Raw genomic sequence first — 17,129 nt, 5'->3', positions numbered from 1 at the left:
CCTCCTGCGGACGGAGATTCCGCCATGACCCTCACCATTTTCCTGGGCTCGCTGTTCGGCTTCATGCTGCTCGGCATGCCCATCGCCTTCGCGCTGATGCTGACCGGCGTCGCGCTGATGTTCCACCTGGACTTCTTCGACGCCCAACTGGTCGCCCAGAACATGCTGAGCGGCGCCGACAACTACCCGCTGATGGCGGTGCCCTTCTTCATCCTGGCCGGCGAGCTGATGAACGCCGGCGGCATTTCCCAGCGCATCATCAACCTGGCGGTCAGCCTGGTCGGCCACATCAAGGGCGGGCTGGGGTTCGTGACCATCGGCGCCTCGGTGATGCTGGCGAGCCTGTCCGGCTCGGCCATCGCCGACACCGCCGCACTCGCCACGCTGCTGATCCCGATGATGCGCGACCACGGCTATCCGGTGCCGCGCTCGGCCGGCCTGATCGCGTCGGGCGGCATCATCGCCCCGATCATCCCGCCCAGCATGCCCTTCATCATCTTCGGCGTGACCACCAACACCTCGATCAGTTCGCTGTTCATGGGCGGCATCGTGCCCGGCCTGCTGATGGGCCTGGGGCTGGTCTTCACCTGGATGTTCGTCGTCCGCGACATGACGGTGAAGCTGCAGCCGAAGGCGAGCGGGCGGGAGCGGCTGAAGGCGCTGGGCGACGGCGTCTGGGCGCTGGCCCTGCCGGTCATCATCATCGGCGGCCTGCGCGGCGGCATCTTCACGCCGACCGAGGCAGCGGTGGTCGCCGCCGTCTATTCGCTGTTCGTCGCGCTGTTCGTCTACCGGCAGGTCACGCTGCCGCAGCTGGTCCCGCTGCTGGTCCAGGCGGCGCGCACCACCAGCACCGTGATGTTCCTGTGTGCCGCGGCACTGGTGTCGTCCTACATGGTGACGCTGGCCGACCTGCCGCAGCAGATGACGGAGCTGCTGGCCCCGCTGATGGAGCACCCGAAGCTGCTGATGCTCGCCATCGCCGTCCTGCTGCTGGCCGTCGGCACGGTGATGGACCTGACGCCGACCATCCTGGTGCTGGGCCCCGTCCTGACCCCGCTGGCGATCAAGGCCGGCATCGACCCGACCTATTTCGGCGTGATGTTCGTCCTGATCGGCACGCTGGGCCTGATCCATCCGCCGGTCTGCACGGTGCTGAACGTGGTGTGCGGCGTCGCCCGCATCTCGCTGGAAAGCGCCACCAAGGGCATCTGGCCCTTCCTGCTGACCTACATCGTCCTGGTGGGCCTGCTGATCGCCGTGCCGGAGATCGTCACCGCACCGCTGCACTTCTTCCATTGACGCCTGAACGCCAACCACAACGAAACGCCCAAGGAAGGAAGACCGACACCATGTTCCGCAGACTGCTTCTCGCCACCGGCATCGCTGCCGCCCTGCTCGCCCCGGTCGCCGCCGTCACCAGCGCTTCCGCCCAGGAGGTGAAGACCCGCATCATCCGCTTCGGCTACGGCCTGTCGGAAAGCAGCAACCAGGGCCGCGCGGTGAAGTATTTCGCCGAGGAACTGTCCAAGCGCAGCGGCGGCAAGTTCAAGATGAAGGGCTTCGGCGACGCCAGCCTGGGCAACGACATCCAGATGCAGAACGCCCTGATCGGCGGCGCGCAGGAGATGATGGTGGGTTCCACCGCCACCCTCGTCGGCATCGTCAAGGATTTCGGCGTCTATGACCTGCCCTTCCTGTTCAACAACGAACGGGAAGCCGACGCCGTGCTGGACGGCCCCTTCGGCGAGAAGCTGCTGAAGTCGCTGAACGACAAGGGGCTGGTCGGGCTGGTCTATTGGGAGAACGGCTTCCGCAACCTGACCAACAGCAAGCGGCCGATCACCAAGCTTGAAGACATGGGCGGCATCAAGCTGCGCGTGATGCAGAACCCCGTCTACATCGACATGTTCAACCGCTTCGGCGCCAACGCGGTGCCGTTGGCCTTCTCCGAACTGTTCACCGCGCTGGAGACCGGCACGGTCGACGGCCAGGAGAACCCGGTCACGACCATCCAGTCGTCCAAGTTCTATGAAGTCCAGAAGTTCCTGACCATCTCCCGCCACGTCTACAGCCCGTGGATCGTGCTGGCCAGCAAGCGCTGGTACGACGGCCTGTCGGCCGACGAGAAGAAGATCCTGAACGAGGCCGCCGTCGCCTCGCGCGAGTTCGAGCGCAAGGACAGCCGCGAGGCCTCGGCCCAGAGCATCGCGTACCTGAAGGAAAAGGGCATGCAGATCAATGAGCTGAGCCCGGCCGAGCTGGACCGCATGCGCGAGATGGTCAAGCCCGCCTTCGACAAGTACGCCGCCGACGGCGGTGCCGAGGTCCTGAAGGAGATCCAGGCCGCCATCGCCGCCGCCCGGAAGTAACCGCGGCGACGCAGGTCGGGCAGGTCTGAGTGAAGAAGGGGCGGACCGGGAAACCGGTCCGCCCCTTTCGTCTTCCGGAGCGTAAGAACTGCGGCATTGTGCAGCACCGGTTGTTTGCGTTCATACAGGGCGCGGTGCGGGTCCTGAAGTATGAGCCATAAAATGAGAAATTGAGCGGACTGCTCTAAACTTTGAGAATGGCTCGCAATCTACTTGGGATAAGCGCATACCTTATACGGCAATTTACTCGAATTTAACCGACCCGCGGGACAGTCGGTGGGGGTGTCGTGCCTTCATACGGATGTGTCGCGGGGGAGTCGATGTTCAAGAAGTTGCCTTTGGTGACCAAACTGGTGCTGGCGATCGGTCTGGTCCTGATGATCGGGCTGGGTGCCGGGTCGGTCGTGATCTCCGTCAAAAGCGGGGCGGATACCGATGACCTGTCCTTCAGGGTCGGAGAGGAACTTGGCAGGTATCACGCCGCCGTCGTCGAACGGCGGCTGAACGAGGCCATGAACATCAGCCGCTTCATGGGCACCACTCTGCTCGCGATGAAGCAGCAGGGTGTCGTCGACCGCGACAAGTTGAGCGAGTGGCTCAAAAGCCTGCTGGTCGCCAATCCCAAATTGCTTGGCGTCTGGGTGGGCATGGAGCCCAACGCGCTCGATGGAAGAGACAAGGATTTCGTCAACGCCCCCACCGGCGATTCTACCGGGCGTTTCATACCCTATTGGAACCGGGTCGGAGACAAGATCAACTACCAGCCGCTGTCCAATTACGAAACTACCGGTCCGGACGGGTTCTATTACAACGAACCCAAGCGTACGAAGCGCGAAGTCATCGTCGAACCATACACCTATCTCGTCGCCGGCAAGAACGTGCTGATGGTGTCGCTTGCCGTGCCGATCATGGAGGACGGCAAGTTCATCGGCGTTGCCGGCGTGGACATCGCCAACGACGAGATCTGGAACGAGCTGAAGGTGGCCAAGCCGTTCGAGACCGGATCGGTCTTCCTGATCTCCAACGGCGGGGCTTGGGCGGCCTACAGCAACCCCGATCACCTGGGCAAGCCGATCCTGGAGACCAACCAGCGTCTCAAGGATGCCCTGCCCGCCATCCGCGAGGGCAGGACCTTTGCCCACTTCTCGGTGTCGGCGAGCCTGAAGACCGAGGTGAAGCAGCTGTTCGTCCCGGTCGTCGTCGGCAGCACCGGCACGCCCTGGTCGATCCTGGTCAACCTGCCGATCAACAAGATCGAAGTGCCGAAGCAGGAACTGAGCACCTTCATCGCCGTGGGCGCGGTTCTGCTGAGCGCCGGGCTTCTGCTGGCGCTGTGGCTGACCAGCCGCATGGTGATCGGCCAGCCGCTGCGGCGGATCATTGTCACCATCCAGGCGCTGACCGCCGGCCGGCGCGACGTGGAGGTCACCGACCGCGACCGCGCCGACGAGATCGGCGCCATCAACAAGGCGCTCCAGCTGTTCAAGGAGAATGCCGGCCGCGTCGCCGAGATGGAGGAGCAGCGCCGCCTGGACGAGCAGCGCGCCGCCGAACAGCGCAAGCAGGAACTGGCCCGGATGGCCGACCGGTTCGAAGGCACGGTCGGCGGCGTGGTCGCCAACGTGGCCCAGCAGGCCGAACTGATCCGCACCGATTCGGAAGGGCTGTCGGCCATCGCCGAGCAGACCAACGCCCAGGCCGCGGCCGTCGCCAGCGCCGCCGACGTCGCCAGCAGCAACGTGCAGACGGTGGCCGCCGCCGCGGAGGAGCTGGCCCACTCCATCGAGGAGATCAACCAGCGCATCGCCGCCTCGTCCCGCATGGCGAACGATGCGGTGGGCGAGGTCGAGAAGACCAACGGCACCGTCGCCGGTCTGGCCGAAGCGGCGCAGAAGATCGGCGACGTGGTGAACCTGATCCAGTCCATCGCCGGCCAGACCAACCTGCTGGCGCTCAACGCCACCATCGAGGCGGCGCGGGCGGGCGAGGCGGGCAAGGGCTTCGCCGTCGTGGCGCAGGAGGTGAAGAACCTCGCCAGCCAGACCGCCAAGGCGACCGAGGAGATCGCCGCCCAAATCGCCGAGATTCAGGCGGTCAGCGGCAGCGCCGTCGGCGCCATCCAGGCCATCGGCCGCACCATCCTCGGCATCAGCGAGACGGTCACCGCCGTCGCCGCCGCGGCGGAGGAGCAGGGGGCGGCGACCCGCGAGATCAGCCGCAACGTCCAGCAGGCCGCCGCCGGCACGCGGGAGGTGTCGACCAACATCGACGGCGTCACCCGCGCCGCCGGCGAGACCGGCAGCATGGCCGCCCAGGCCCGCGCGGCCGCCGACACCCTGTCGCACCAGTCGGCCCAGCTGCGCAGCGAGGTGCAGCGCTTCGTGGCGACGATCCGGGAGGGGTGAGGAGTGTGGGGGTGTCGGCTGACGATGCCCCCACCTATCCTCCCCCGCTGGGCGGGGAGGGACTGCCGCTGCCTTCCCGAACAAGCACTTACCCCCTCCCCGCCCAGCGGGGGAGGGATGGGGTGGGGGCAATCGAAGCCGACGACACCCCACCCTCAACAATCGAAAAACACCGTCTCCCCCTCGCCCTGCAGACGGATGTCGAAGCGGTAGACCACGCCGCCCGGCAGCTCGGCGCGTTTCGCGATCAGGGTGTCGCGGCGGTCGGCGGGGACGCTCGCCAGAACCGGGTCAGCCTCGTTCGCTACCGCCTCGTCGGAGAAGTGCAGGCGGGTGAAGGCGTGGCTCAGCATGCCGCGGGCGAACACCGTCACCGCGATGTGCGGGGCGTGGCCGGGGTCGCAGGCGCCGGGCTTCACCGTATCGAAAAAATAACGGCCCGCGTCGTCGGTGCCGCAGCGGCCGAAGCCGGCGGCGCCGGGGGCGTGCCGGCCGTCGGCGCCGGCCTGCCAGATCTCCACCACGCAGTCGCGGATCGGCGCGCCCTCGCCGTCGTAAACCACGCCTTCGATGCGGATGTGCTCGCCGGCCATGTCGCGGGTCGCCAGCCGGTTGGTCGCCAGCGGGCGGCGGCCGTAGAGTTCCGGGGTCCAGGCATAGGCGAAATAGGGGCCGACGGTCTGGGACGGGGTCTGTTTCAGCATTTGGGTCATGGCGGTCAGCCCTCCATCGGCGTGGCCTGGCGTCCGCGCAGGACGATGTCGAACTCATAGCCGAGCGCCCACACCGGCTCCGTCACGTCGATGGAGAAGCGGGAGACCAGCAGTTCACGCGCGCCCTCCGGCACCCCGTTGTAGATAGGGTCGAGCGGCAGCAGCGGGTCGCCCGGGAAATACATCTGGGTGACCAGCCGGGTCAGGAAGGACGGCCCAAACAGCGAGAAATGGATGTGGGCCGGGCGCCAGGCATTGTGGTGGTTGCCCCAGGGATAGGCGCCGGGCTTGATCGTGGTGAAGCGGTAGCGGCCCTCGGCGTCGGTGATGCAGCGGCCGGCCCCGAAGAAGTTGGGGTCGAGCGGCGCGTCATGCTGGTCCCAGCGGTGGACGTAGCGGCCGCAGGCGTTGGCCTGCCAGATCTCCAGCAGCGTGTGCGGCACCGGCCGGCCGTTCTCGTCCAGCACGCGGCCGGTGACGACGATGCGCTCGCCGATCGGCTCGCCGTTGACGCGGCCGTTCTTCGTCAGGTCGCCGTCCAGCGGATCGACGCTGTCATGGCCGAAGACCGGGCCGGTGCGCACCGACAGGCACTGCTTCATCGGGATCAGCGGCTTGGACGGCGAGCGCAGAACCGTCGACTTGTAGAGCGGCGACAGGTAGGGCGGGTGCTGCGCCCAGTCGCGGGGGCCGAAGTCGCGGGAATCGGAATCGCCTTCCACCTCTTGCACGGCTGTGTCCATCTCGGGTGTCCTCCTTGGGGGCGGTCAGTTCTGCTGACGCTGTTGCTGCCTGTGGAGTGCCAGAACGCGGTCGATGAAATGGCCTGCCGCGCCGGTGTAGCGCAGCGGGTCGAACAGGCGGTCGAGACCGTCGGGGCCGAGCGCCTCCACCACCTCGGCATCCTCGGCCAGCAGGTCGCGCAGGGGGCGGGCGGTCCCGGCTGCGCGGCGGCTGGCGTCGGCCACGCGGGAATGGGCGGCCATGCGGCCCATGCGGTCGCCCAGCGCCATGGTGACCGCCTCGGCCAGGATCAGGCCGCGGGTCAGGTCCAGGTTGGCGCGCATGCGCTCCGCATCGATGGTCAGGCCGGCGACGGTCTCGCGGGCATGGCGGGCGGCGCCGGCGACGAGGCGGCAGAGGTCGGGCAGCGCCTGCCATTCGGCGTGCCAGCCGCCGAGGCCGCGTTCATGCTCCTGCACCTGCGCCGCCAGCAGCCCGCCGACCAGGGCGGGAGCGCGGATGGCGCAGGAGAGCAGGACGGCGCAGGACACCGGGTTGCGCTTGTGCGGCATGGTGGAGGAGCCGCCGCGGCCGGGGCCGGCGGGCTCGAACGCTTCGGCGACCTCCATCTGCATCATCAGCGAGATGTCGCGGCCGAGCGTGCCGAGCGTGCCGGCCAGGATGCCGAGAGATGATGCCAGTTCGGTGATGCGGTCGCGGCTGGCGTGCCAGGGCAGGGCGGGCAGGGGGAGGTCCAGCTCCTTCGACAGCGCCTCCGCCACCGCCGGGCCGGCCTCGCCGAGTGCCGCCAGCGTGCCGGCGGCACCGCCGAATTGCAGGGCGAGGCGGCCTCTCGCCGCGGCGATCCGCAGCCGGTCGCGGCCCAGCGCGTCGAGCCAGCCGGCGGCCTTCAGCCCGAAGGTGGTCGGCAGGGCATGCTGCAGCCAGGTGCGGGCGACCATCGGCGTGGCGCGGTGGCGGTCGGCGAGGTCGGCCAAGCCGTCGGCCAAGGCCGCCAGATCGGCGTCGAGCCCGTCGAGGAAGCGGCGCAGCTGCAGCATCAGGCCGCTGTCCATCGCGTCCTGGCTGGTGGCGCCCCAATGGACGTAGCGCGACGCCTCCTCGTCGGCGGCCTGCACGCTGCGGGTCAGGTGCCTGACCATCGGGATCGCGGTGTTGCCGGCCAGCGCCGCCTCGGCCCCCAGCGCGTCGAGGTCGTAGAGGTCGGCGCGGCAGGCCGCCGCGATGGCCGGAACGGCATAGGCGGGGATGACGCCGACCGCCGCCTCCGCCCGCGCCAGCGCCGCCTCGAAATCCAGCATGCCCTGCAGCCTTGCGCTGGGAGAGAAGGCGTCTGCCGCCGCATCGGTGGTGAAGAGCGGATCGAGCAGCGGATCGGCGTGGCGGAGGACGGTCATGATGGTCAGCCTTTGCCTGTCAGCCCTGTCGGGCGTCCTCTTCATCCATCTCCGCGTACACCGCGCGGGCCAGCGCGATGGCGTGGTTGGCGGCGGGGACGCCGGCATAGATGGCGGTCTGCATCAGGATTTCCTTCACCTCGTCGCGGGTGACGCCGGTGTTGCGGGTGGCGCGGATGTGCAGCTTCAGCTCGCCATCCTTGCCCAGCGCCGCCAGCATGCCGATGGTCAGCATGCTGCGCGTCCGGATGTCCAGCCCCGGCCGGGTCCAGATCTGGCCCCAGGCGGTCTTGGTGATGAACTCCTGGAAATCGGCGTCGAAATCGGTGGCGCGCTCCAGCGAGCGGTCGACATGGGCGTCGCCCAGGACCGCGCGGCGCACCGCCATGCCGCGGTCGTAGAGGTCCTGATCCTTCATTTCAGGGTCGTTCATCGCAGGTCCCTCAGGAAGCCGTCGATCAGGGCGGCCAGTTCCGCCGGCTTCTCGACGCCGGGGATGTGGGCGGCGCCGGGCAGCAGTTCGAACCGCGCGCCGGGAATGCCGGCCGCCAGCTCGCGTGCGGCGTCGGGCGGGGTGGCGACGTCATGCTCGCCGCAGATCACCAGGGTCGGCGCGGTGATGGCGGCGTTGGCGGCGCGCAGGTCGGCGTCGCGGATCGCCATGGCGCAGCCGACATAGCCGTCCTCGGGAATGCGGGCGACCATGGCGGTGTAGCCGCGGATCTGGTCGGGCCGGCCGTCGCGGAAGGCCTGGGTGAACCAGCGCGCCATTACACCGTCGGCGATGGCGGCCATGCCGCGGGCTCGGATGGCGGCGATGCGGTCGGTCCAGACCGATTGCGGACCGATCACCCCGGCGGTGTCGCACAGGATCAGGCCGTGCACGCGGCCGGGATCCTTGACGGCGAGGCGCTGCGCCATCATGCCGCCGATGGACAGGCCGCAGACATGGGCGCGCGCGATGCCCAGCGCGTCGAGCAGGCCGGCGGCGTCGTCGGCGAGGATGTCCATGCTGTAGCCGGAGGTCTCCGTTACCGGCGTCACCTGGGTCAGGCCGTGGCCGCGCATGTCGTAGCGCAGGACGCGGTAGCGTTGCGACAGGTGCGGCACCACGGCGTCCCAGATGTGGAAGCTGGTGCCGATGGAGTTGGCGAACAGCAGCACCGGGGCGTCGGCCGGGCCGGTCAGGTCGTAGTGCTGGGTGATGCCGGCGGCTTCGATGAAGGGCATGGGGTCCGCCTGTGGTGGTTGTGGTGGGTACTGGATGCTTGCGAAGTGAGACCCCCACCCTAACCCTCCCCGCTGGGCGGGGAGGGGATTGGTGCTGAGGCGGGAGGGCGGCGGCAGTCCCTCCCCACCCAGTGGGGGAGGATAGGTGGGGGTCTAACTTTGACGGCTACACCCGCTCGATCGTCACCGCGATGCCCTGGCCGACGCCGATGCACATGGTGCAGAGCGCCGTCCGTCCGCCGGACTGCTCGAGCTGGTAAACCGCGGTGGTCGCCAGACGGGCGCCGCTCATGCCGAGCGGATGGCCGAGCGCGATGCCGCCGCCGTTCGGGTTCACATGCGCCGCGTCGTCCGGCAGGCCCAGCTCGCGCAGAACGGCCAGCGCCTGGGCGGCGAAAGCCTCGTTCAGCTCGATCAGGTCGATGTCGGCGATGGTGCGGCCGAGCCGTTCCAGCAGCTTGCGGGTCGCGGGCGCCGGGCCGATGCCCATGACGCGCGGCGGCACGCCGGCGGTGGCGCCGCCGACGATGCGGGCGCGCGGGGTGAGGCCGTGACGCTTCACCGCCGATTCGGAGGCCACCAGCAGGGCGGCGGCGCCGTCATTGACGCCCGACGCGTTGCCCGCGGTGACCGTGCCGCCGGGGCGGACGATGGGCTTCAGCGCCGACAGCGCCTCCATCGTCGTGGCGCGGGGGTGCTCGTCGGTGCTCACCACCGTCTCGCCCTTGCGGGTACGGATGGTGACGGGGACGATCTCGCGGGCCATGCTGCCGTCGGCGATGGCGCGGGCGGCGCGTTGCTGGCTGCGGAGCGCGAAGGCGTCCTGGTCGGCGCGGGCGATCTTCCAGTCGGCGGCAACGTTTTCAGCCGTCTCCGGCATCGAATCGGTGCCGTAGGCCGCCTTCATCGCCGGGTTGACGAAGCGCCAGCCGATGGTGGTGTCGAAGATCTCGGCCTGCCGCGAGAAAGGGGCGTCGGCCTTGCCCATGACGAAGGGGGCGCGGCTCATGCTCTCCACGCCGCCGGCGATCATCAGCTCGGCCTCGCCCGCCTTGACGGCGCGGGCGGCGGTGGTCAGCGCGTCGAGGCCGGAGCCGCAGAGCCGGTTCATCGTCGTGCCCGGAACCGCGTCGGGCAGGCCGGCCAGGAGGGCCGCCATGCGGGCGACGTTGCGGTTGTCCTCGCCGGCCTGGTTGGCGCAGCCATAGATCACGTCGTCCAGCGCGGCCCAGTCGACCGAGGGGTTGCGCTGCATCAGGGCGCGGATCGGCACGGCGCCGAGATCGTCGGCGCGCACCGACGACAGGGATCCTGCATAGCGGCCGATGGGGGTGCGGATGGCGTCGCAGATATAGGCGTCACGCATGGTCTTATCCTTCTCCGCCGCCAGATTGCCCATGGGAGATGTCGTGGGCGGCGGCGGTGCGGGCCTGGAGGTCGCGCAGCGCCGTCAGGGTTTCGGCGTCCGGGAGTTCGGTGGTCCTCAGGTCGGGCGAGATCTTCAGGTCCCAGCCGGTTGCCGCCTTCACCTGCTCCACCGTCACGCCGGGATGGATGCCGGTCAAGGTCAGCTCCTTCGTCACCGGATCGGGGGTGAGGATGCCGAGGTCGGTGATGACCGCGGTCGGCCCGGCGCCGGGGATGCCGGCCTTGGCGCGCGCCTCGCCCCCGTCGAGAAATCCGGCCGAGGTGACGAAGGGCAGCTTGGCGACGAAGGCCTTCGGGTTATGCTTGAGGACGATGAACACCTCCTTGGCCTGGGAGGCGATCTCCGGCGCGCCGCCGGCACCGGGCAGCCGCACCTTGGGCGCGTCATAGGGGCCGATGACGGTGGTGTTGATATTGGCGAAGCGGTCGACCTGCGCGGCGCCGAGGAAGCCGACGTCGATCCGCCCGCCCTGCAGCCAGTAGCGGAAGATCTCCGGCGTGCCGACCACGGTGTCGGCGGTCAGCGCGAGGTCGCCGTCGCCGATGGACAGCGGCAGCACCGTCGGCTTGGCGCCGATGGGTCCCGATTCATAGATCAGCACCACGTCCGGCGCGTGGGTCAGCCGGGCGAGGTTGGCGGCGGTCGACGGCAGGCCGATGCCGACGAAGCAGACGGTGCCGTCCTTCAGCAGCCGGCTGGCCGCCACCGTCATGATCTCGGTCGCGGTGAAATCGAGAGTTTCGGCAGTGGTCCGAGCGGTGGCCATCACACGGCCTCCTTCATGTTCTGGGCCATGCTTTCGGCCAGCACGCGGCGGAATCCGGCGAAATCGTCGGTGTCCAGCACATGGCGCTGCATCCAGGCGCGGAAGTCGTCGCGCGAGCGGGCAATGGGGTCCCAGGCCTTGTAGAAGCGGTTGTCGCGCTCCGAATAGCCCTGCGCATAGGACGGATAGGCGCCGCCGGGGACATGACAGACGGCGGAGAGCGCCCAACTCGGCAGGACGCAGGCGTTCGGCGGCGCCTCGAGGTCCTCGACGACCTCCTCCACCGTGACGATGGAGCGCTTGGCGGCCAGCACCGCCTCCTTCTGGACGCCGAGGATGCCCCAGAGCAGCACATTGCCGCGGCGGTCGGCCTTCTGGGCGTGGATCACCGTCACGTCGGGGCGGACGGAGGGAATGGCGGCCAGCTTCTCCCCGGTGAAGGGGCACTCGACGAAGCGGATGTTCGGATTGACCTTCGGCAGGTCGGAGCCGGTGTAGCCGCGCAGCAGGGCGAAGGGCAGGTTGGAGGCGCCGGCGACATAGGCGTTCGCCATGCCGGCGTGGCTGTGCTCCTCGATCTCCAGCCGGTGCGGCCAGCCCTGTTCGACCGCGTCGCGGAAACGGTGGAGGGAACCGACGCCGGGATTGCCGCCCCAGGAGAAGATCAGCTTCGTAGCACAGCCCATGCCGATCATCTGGTCGTAGATCAGGTCCGGCGTCATGCGCACCAGAGTCAGGCCGCGCCGGCCCTGGCGGATGATCTCATGCCCGGCGGCATGGGGAATCAGATGGGTGAACCCCTCCAGGGCGACCGTGTCGCCGTCTTGCACGAGGCTCGCCACCGCCTCGCGCAGGGGCGTGATCTTGGCCATATGACCTCCCGATTGTGCGAAAATCGCACGGGTAATCGTCTTTACGCACAGATTGGGCGGCGTGGCTTTCGGCTGTCAAGGTCGAATATAGGCATGTTATGGCGATAATCGCACATATTGCGCCGCAACATAAGGAAAATGCGGTGAAGTAATCCGGATTGGTTCTGTTTTCCGATTTAGAGCAAGGGTTTACACGGAAGCCAAGGGAAGTGCGTTAATCGCACGAAACGTCAAATATCGCACTTGACGGTTCGGCGGCCCCTCAGTACGCTGGGCGGAACAGTCAACGATCGGGGCCGCGAGTTCCGGCGCCGGCATATGGTCACATGTGGGAGGGACGATGACGAGGACTCTGCGCAACGCGCTGCTGGGTGCGGCGTTCGGTCTGGCGCTGACGGCCGGATCGGCCGGGGCCGCCACCATCAAGGTCGGCGTCGTCGCGCCTTTCTCCGGACCCTACGGCGTGGTCGGCAAGACCTTCCGGGAAGCGATCGAGATCTATCAGGCCGAACATGGCAAGACCGTCGGCAACGACACGGTGGAGTTCGTCTACAAGGACCTCGACCAGCCCAACCCGGCACAAAGCAAGGCGCTGTCGCAGGAGCTGATCGTCAAGGAGAAGGTGTCCTTCCTCGCCGGCTATTTCTTCACGCCGGACGCGCTGGCCGTCGCCCCGCTGATCGACGAGGCGAACATCCCCTGCGTGATCTTCAACGCCGCGACCTCCGCCATCACGGAAAAGTCGCCGCGCTATGTCCGCACCTCCTTCACCCTGTGGCAGAACACGGTGCCGCTGGCCGAATACATGGCCAAGCAGGGGATCAAGAAGGCGGTGTCGGCGGTCAGCGACTATGGCCCCGGCATCGATGGCGAGACCGCCTTCAAGACCACCTTCGAGAAGAATGGCGGCACGGTGGTGGACACCATCCGCATGCCGATGAAGTCCAACGACTTCGCTCCCTTCATGCAGCGCATCAAGGATGCGGGCGCCGAGGCGGTCTACGCCTTCCTGCCCGCCGGCCCGTCGACGCTGGCTTTCGCCAAGGCCTTCAACGACACCGGGCTGAAGGCGGCGGGCATCAAGTTCTTCGGCCCCGGCGACCTGACCCAGGAACCGGACCTGCCGGCGCTGGGCGACGCGGCGCTGGGCATCACCACCAGCTTCAACTACAGCCGCGCGCACGATTCGGCGAAGAACAAGGCCTTCGTCGCCAAGCACAAGGAGATGTTCGGGTCCTACGACACCGTCACCTTCAGCTCGGTCGGCGCCTATGACGGCGTGCATGTCATCTACCAGATGATAAAGAACGGCGGCGGCGGCCGGATCGACGGCGCCAAGGCGGTGGAGTCGGTGAAGGGCATGAGCTGGGAAAGCCCGCGCGGTCCCCTGACCATCGACCGGGACAGCCGCCACGTCACCCAGACGATCTATCTGCGCACCGTCGAGAAGGTCGACGGCAAATTGGAGAACGTCGAGAAGGAGGCGTTCCCGAACCAGCCGGACTATGGGTACAAGTTGGGGAAGTGAGGGGCGAGTATCCCTCTCCCGCCCCGGGAGAGGGAAGGGGCCCGCGAAGCGGGAAGGGTGAGGGGTGAGGCACGGAGCCATGCGCTTCTGGATTCTTGCCTCACCCCTCACCCTCCCCACGCCTTCGGCGCGGGTCCCCTCCCTCTCCCGGGGCGGGAGAGGGCAGGTGGAGAGACATCATGGAAACCATGTTCGGGATCGCCGTCGACGGGGTCGCCTACGGCATGATCCTCTTCATCATCTCCGTCGGGCTGTCGGTGACGCTGGGGCTGATGCGGGTGGTCAATCTGGCGCATGGCGCCTTCGCCATGGTCGGCGGCTATGTCGCGTCCTATGCGGCGCAGGGCGTCGGGCTGCCCTATGGGGTGGCGCTGGTGGTGGCGGTGGCGCTGACGGTGCTGGCGACGCTGCCGCTGGAACGGCTGCTGTACCGCCGCATCTACGGGTCGGCCAACGAGCTGGCGCAGGTGCTGCTGACCATCGGGCTGACCTTCGTCATCGTCGCCGGCATCAACTATCTGTTCGGCCCGACGCTGAAGCGCATCCCGCTGCCGGAGCTGCTGACCGGAACGGTGGAGCTGGGGCCGAAGGCGATCCCGACCCACCGCGCCTTCGTGATCGGTGCCGGGGCGGCGACGCTGCTGGGGCTGTGGTGGCTGCTGGAGCGCACCGACTTCGGCATCCGGCTGCGCGCGGCGGTGGATGATCCGGCGATGGCGGCGGCGCTGGGCATCCGGACGGAACGGCTCTATCTGGCGACCTTCGCGCTCGGCACCGGGCTGGCGGCGCTGGGCGGCGTGCTGGGGGCGGAGCTGCTGCCGCTGGAGCCCTATTACGCCATCCGCTACATCGTGCTGTTCCTGGCGGTGGTGGCGGTCGGCGGGGCGGGCAGCATCTTCGGCTCGGCCGCGGCGGCGCTGGCTTTGGGCATCGTCGACACCGCCGGCAAATACCTGATCCCCAATTTCGGCGAGTTCTTCTTCTACGCCGCCCTGATCCTGATCCTGTTCCGCTGGCCCCACGGCTTCTTCAAAGGGAGGACGGCATGACGAGCGTCGCCGAGCGTGACGGCAAGGCCGGCCGGATGACCAGACCTGCTCCGCTCGGCAAACGCCGCGACCTGGACTGGATCGGCATCCCGCTGATCGCGGCGGCCGGGCTGGCCGCCTATTGGCTGCTGCCGGACGATCTGGCGCTGCTGACCCGCATCGCCGCCTCGGCGCTGTTCGTGCTGTCGCTCGACCTCGTGCTGGGCTATGGCGGGATCGCCACGCTGGGGCAGGCGGCGATGTTCGGCACCGGCGCCTATGCCGCCGGCATCCTCGCGGTCAACTGGAACAACGACCCCTTCGCGATGCTGGCGGTCGGCGGGCTGGCCGGCGGGCTGCTGGCGCTGGTCACCGGCGCCCTGATCCTGCATGCCCGCGGCCTGACCCTGCTGATGCTGACCATCGCGGTCGGGCAGATCGTGCAGGAGGTCGCCAACAAGGCGCGCGACTGGACCGGCGGCAGCGACGGCCTGTCGGGCATCGACCCCGCACCGGTGCTGGGGATGTTCCGCTTCGACATGTTCGGCCACACCTCCTACCTGTTCGCGCTGGCGGTTCTGGTGGTCGGGCTGGCGGTGGCACGGCGGATCGTGCGCTCGCCCTTCGGGCTGGCCTGCCGCGGGGTGAAGGAAGATCCCCTGCGGATCTCCGCCATCGGCGGTTCGCCGAAAGCCTATCTGGTGGTGCTCTATGCCGTGGCCGGCGTGTTCGCCGGGGTGGCGGGCGCCCTGACCGCGGTGACCAGCGGCATCGTCGGGCTGGACAGCACCGGCTTCTCCTGGTCGGCGGAGGCGCTGGTCATGCTGGTGCTGGGCGGCACCGGGCGGCTCTACGGCGCCGTGATCGGCACCGCCGCCTTCATGGGCGTCCACCACATCCTGGCCGCCAACGACCCCTATCACTGGATGGCCTTCATCGGCCTGTTCCTGATCGGCATCGTCCTGTTCCTGCCCGGCGGCATCGTGTCGGTGGTGGAACGGCTGGGCGGGCTGCGGCGCGGAAAGGAGGGCGGGGCATGACGGCGCTGCTGGAGGTGGAGGGGCTGAGCAAGAACTTCGGCGGCCTTCAGGTGGCGTCCGACATCTCCATGACGCTGAAGGCGGGCGACCGCTGCGCCCTGATCGGGCCGAACGGCGCCGGCAAGACCACCTTCGTCAACCTCGTCACCGGGGTGATCCCGCCCAGCGCCGGCACCATCCGGCTGGACGGCCGCGACGTGACCAGGCTGCCGGCGGCGGAGCGGGTGCGGCTGGGTCTGATCCGCAGCTTCCAGGTGGCGCGGCTGTTCAAGTCGATGACGGTGCGCGAGCATCTGGAGCTGGCCGTGCTGCAGCGCGACCGCCGCACCTTCCGCCTGTTCGCCAATGTCGCCAAGGTCGCCGGTCTGGCCGACGAGGTGGCGGAGCTGCTGGGCAGCATGGGGCTGACCCATGTGGCGCACACGGCGGTCGGCTCACTCGCCTACGGGCAGCAGCGGCTGCTGGAGATCGCGCTGGCGCTCGCCATGAAGCCGAAGGTGCTGATCCTGGACGAGCCGGCGGCCGGCGTGCCCCATTCGGAAAGCCAGCGCATCCTCGACGCCATCGACCGGCTGCCCAAGGATCTGGCGGTGCTGATGATCGAGCACGACATGGATCTCGTCTTCCGCTTCGCCAGGACCATCGTCGTGCTGGCGCAGGGGCGGCTGCTGTGCAGCGGCACCGCCAAGGAGATCGTCGCCGACCCGCGCGTGCGCGAGGTCTATCTGGGGAGCCGGACCAATGCCCACTGAAGCGGTCGGAAGCCTGGAAGTCGCGGATTTGCGCGCCGGCTACGGCAAGACGCTGATCCTCGACGGCATCTCCTTCAGCGTGCCGGCGGGCGGGCGGCTGGCCCTGCTCGGCCGCAACGGGGTGGGCAAGACGACGACGCTGGCGACGCTGGTCGGCCAGACCACCCGCCATGGCGGCACCATCCGGCTGGACGGGGTGGAGCTTGCGGGCATGAACAGTTCGGCGCGGGCGGCGGCGGGGCTGGGCTATGTTCCGCAGACGCGCGACATCTTCAAGTCGCTGACGGTGGAGGAGAACCTCGTCACCGGGCTGAAGGGCCGTCCGCGTTCGGCGCTGGAAGAGGCGTACGAGCTGTTCCCGCGGCTGGGCGAGCGGCGGCGCAACGGCGGCGGCGAGCTGTCGGGCGGCGAGCAGCAGATGCTGTCGGTCGCCCGCGCGCTGCTGGGCAAGCCGACGGTGCTGCTGCTGGACGAGCCGCTGGAGGGGCTGGCCCCGGTGATCTGCGACACGCTGATGGCGGCGCTGTCGAACCTGGACATGACCGTGGTGCTGGTGGAACAGCAGGTCGACCGCGCGCTGGAGTTCGCCGACCGCGTCGTCTTCCTCGACCGCGGCCGGGTGGTGCATGCGGGGCCGGCGGCTCAGGCGAAGGCGGATGCGGCGCTGCTGGAACGGCATCTGGGCGTGGCGCTGGCGGCGTAGGGGGAAATTGCAGAACTGGGCTCCGGGGCGGGACCGACGCTAGCCGTGCCACGCGACGCATCACGCCGAGAACCCGGTCGTGCGGGCCTGACGGTTTCGTTATCTACGGTGATGGTACGACAGGTCGCCGATCAAGGCTGTTACGGCCTT

16 protein-coding genes are annotated in these 17,129 nt (G+C 68.5%); 8 read left to right on the top strand and 8 right to left on the bottom strand.

All coding sequences use genetic code 11. The annotated features are described in order from the left end of the window. Window positions 1–24 precede the first annotated feature (24 nt). From AB8P05_RS27235 to AB8P05_RS27225, 3 genes are all read left to right on the top strand, one after another. On the top strand, window positions 25–1,302 hold the full coding sequence (locus AB8P05_RS27235; RefSeq protein WP_472761216.1) for a TRAP transporter large permease: 1,278 nt from the start codon (window positions 25–27) through the stop codon (window positions 1,300–1,302). A gap of 50 nt (window positions 1,303–1,352) precedes the next feature. Then, complete coding sequence (locus tag AB8P05_RS27230; RefSeq protein WP_472761215.1) at window positions 1,353–2,372, top strand: TRAP transporter substrate-binding protein; 1,020 nt, start codon at window positions 1,353–1,355, stop codon at window positions 2,370–2,372. Between the two features lie 341 nt (window positions 2,373–2,713). Continuing rightward, entirely contained in the window at window positions 2,714–4,777 is a 2,064-nt protein-coding gene (locus AB8P05_RS27225) for a methyl-accepting chemotaxis protein (RefSeq protein ID WP_472761214.1), read from the top strand. Between the two features lie 155 nt (window positions 4,778–4,932). Here AB8P05_RS27225 and pcaG read toward each other — a convergent pair whose 3' ends face one another. From pcaG to AB8P05_RS27185, 8 genes are all read right to left on the bottom strand, one after another. Next, window positions 4,933–5,490, bottom strand: coding sequence for a protocatechuate 3,4-dioxygenase subunit alpha (gene pcaG / locus AB8P05_RS27220; RefSeq protein ID WP_472761213.1), 558 nt, complete (start codon window positions 5,488–5,490; stop codon window positions 4,933–4,935). Between the two features lie 5 nt (window positions 5,491–5,495). Then, window positions 5,496–6,233 carry a protocatechuate 3,4-dioxygenase subunit beta gene (gene pcaH / locus AB8P05_RS27215; protein WP_472761212.1) on the bottom strand — a complete coding sequence of 246 codons (738 nt, stop codon included), beginning with the start codon at window positions 6,231–6,233 and terminating at the stop codon, window positions 5,496–5,498. A gap of 24 nt (window positions 6,234–6,257) precedes the next feature. Then, window positions 6,258–7,631, bottom strand: a complete 1,374-nt coding sequence (locus AB8P05_RS27210; protein ID WP_472761211.1) for a 3-carboxy-cis,cis-muconate cycloisomerase — start codon at window positions 7,629–7,631, stop codon at window positions 6,258–6,260. A gap of 19 nt (window positions 7,632–7,650) precedes the next feature. Continuing rightward, entirely contained in the window at window positions 7,651–8,049 is a 399-nt protein-coding gene (pcaC, locus tag AB8P05_RS27205; protein ID WP_472761622.1) for a 4-carboxymuconolactone decarboxylase, read from the bottom strand. Window positions 8,050–8,060: 11 nt separating this feature from the next. Then, window positions 8,061–8,861, bottom strand: a complete 801-nt coding sequence (gene pcaD / locus AB8P05_RS27200; RefSeq protein WP_472761210.1) for a 3-oxoadipate enol-lactonase — start codon at window positions 8,859–8,861, stop codon at window positions 8,061–8,063. Between the two features lie 166 nt (window positions 8,862–9,027). Next, the gene (gene pcaF, locus AB8P05_RS27195; protein ID WP_472761209.1) at window positions 9,028–10,227 is read right to left on the bottom strand and encodes a 3-oxoadipyl-CoA thiolase; all 1,200 of its coding nucleotides are present in this window, start codon (window positions 10,225–10,227) and stop codon (window positions 9,028–9,030) included. Between the two features lie 4 nt (window positions 10,228–10,231). After that, window positions 10,232–11,056 (bottom strand): CoA-transferase subunit beta, encoded by an 825-nt coding sequence (locus AB8P05_RS27190; protein WP_472761208.1) that lies wholly within the window; start codon window positions 11,054–11,056, stop codon window positions 10,232–10,234. Beyond that, window positions 11,056–11,928, bottom strand: a complete 873-nt coding sequence (locus tag AB8P05_RS27185; protein WP_472761207.1) for a CoA transferase subunit A — start codon at window positions 11,926–11,928, stop codon at window positions 11,056–11,058. Before AB8P05_RS27185 ends, AB8P05_RS27190 begins: the two co-directional genes overlap by 1 nt. A gap of 340 nt (window positions 11,929–12,268) precedes the next feature. Between AB8P05_RS27185 and AB8P05_RS27180 the strand changes: the two genes are divergently transcribed. From AB8P05_RS27180 to AB8P05_RS27160, 5 genes are all read left to right on the top strand, one after another. After that, window positions 12,269–13,456: an ABC transporter substrate-binding protein gene (locus AB8P05_RS27180; protein WP_472761206.1), complete on the top strand. Its 1,188-nt coding sequence runs from the start codon at window positions 12,269–12,271 to the stop codon at window positions 13,454–13,456. 179 nt (window positions 13,457–13,635) lie between these two features. Further along, a complete protein-coding gene (locus AB8P05_RS27175; protein ID WP_472761205.1) occupies window positions 13,636–14,505 on the top strand; it encodes a branched-chain amino acid ABC transporter permease in 870 nt (289 codons plus the stop codon). Continuing rightward, window positions 14,502–15,524, top strand: a complete 1,023-nt coding sequence (locus AB8P05_RS27170; RefSeq protein ID WP_472761204.1) for a branched-chain amino acid ABC transporter permease — start codon at window positions 14,502–14,504, stop codon at window positions 15,522–15,524. Before AB8P05_RS27175 ends, AB8P05_RS27170 begins: the two co-directional genes overlap by 4 nt. Beyond that, window positions 15,521–16,276: an ABC transporter ATP-binding protein gene (locus AB8P05_RS27165; protein ID WP_472761203.1), complete on the top strand. Its 756-nt coding sequence runs from the start codon at window positions 15,521–15,523 to the stop codon at window positions 16,274–16,276. The genes AB8P05_RS27170 and AB8P05_RS27165 overlap by 4 nt, the downstream gene beginning before the upstream one ends. After that, window positions 16,266–16,979 carry an ABC transporter ATP-binding protein gene (locus AB8P05_RS27160; RefSeq protein ID WP_472761202.1) on the top strand — a complete coding sequence of 238 codons (714 nt, stop codon included), beginning with the start codon at window positions 16,266–16,268 and terminating at the stop codon, window positions 16,977–16,979. Before AB8P05_RS27165 ends, AB8P05_RS27160 begins: the two co-directional genes overlap by 11 nt. Window positions 16,980–17,129 lie beyond the last annotated feature (150 nt).

This window comes from Azospirillum sp. VT-I1 (genome assembly GCF_055698305.1).
This window is presented reverse-complemented; position numbering and strand designations above follow the sequence as displayed.

Coding starts and splice junctions, on each gene's coding strand:
- pcaC (WP_472761622.1), bottom strand. CDS start 8,049: ATGAAGGATCAGGACCTCTACGACCGCGGCATGGCGGTGCGCCGCGCG.
- AB8P05_RS27170 (WP_472761204.1), top strand. CDS start 14,502: ATGACGAGCGTCGCCGAGCGTGACGGCAAGGCCGGCCGGATGACCAGA.
- AB8P05_RS27235 (WP_472761216.1), top strand. CDS start 25: ATGACCCTCACCATTTTCCTGGGCTCGCTGTTCGGCTTCATGCTGCTC.
- AB8P05_RS27165 (WP_472761203.1), top strand. CDS start 15,521: ATGACGGCGCTGCTGGAGGTGGAGGGGCTGAGCAAGAACTTCGGCGGC.
- pcaD (WP_472761210.1), bottom strand. CDS start 8,861: ATGCCCTTCATCGAAGCCGCCGGCATCACCCAGCACTACGACCTGACC.
- AB8P05_RS27210 (WP_472761211.1), bottom strand. CDS start 7,631: ATGACCGTCCTCCGCCACGCCGATCCGCTGCTCGATCCGCTCTTCACC.
- AB8P05_RS27175 (WP_472761205.1), top strand. CDS start 13,636: ATGGAAACCATGTTCGGGATCGCCGTCGACGGGGTCGCCTACGGCATG.
- AB8P05_RS27185 (WP_472761207.1), bottom strand. CDS start 11,928: ATGGCCAAGATCACGCCCCTGCGCGAGGCGGTGGCGAGCCTCGTGCAA.
- AB8P05_RS27230 (WP_472761215.1), top strand. CDS start 1,353: ATGTTCCGCAGACTGCTTCTCGCCACCGGCATCGCTGCCGCCCTGCTC.
- AB8P05_RS27180 (WP_472761206.1), top strand. CDS start 12,269: ATGACGAGGACTCTGCGCAACGCGCTGCTGGGTGCGGCGTTCGGTCTG.
- pcaF (WP_472761209.1), bottom strand. CDS start 10,227: ATGCGTGACGCCTATATCTGCGACGCCATCCGCACCCCCATCGGCCGC.
- pcaG (WP_472761213.1), bottom strand. CDS start 5,490: ATGACCCAAATGCTGAAACAGACCCCGTCCCAGACCGTCGGCCCCTAT.
- AB8P05_RS27190 (WP_472761208.1), bottom strand. CDS start 11,056: ATGGCCACCGCTCGGACCACTGCCGAAACTCTCGATTTCACCGCGACC.
- AB8P05_RS27160 (WP_472761202.1), top strand. CDS start 16,266: ATGCCCACTGAAGCGGTCGGAAGCCTGGAAGTCGCGGATTTGCGCGCC.
- pcaH (WP_472761212.1), bottom strand. CDS start 6,233: ATGGACACAGCCGTGCAAGAGGTGGAAGGCGATTCCGATTCCCGCGAC.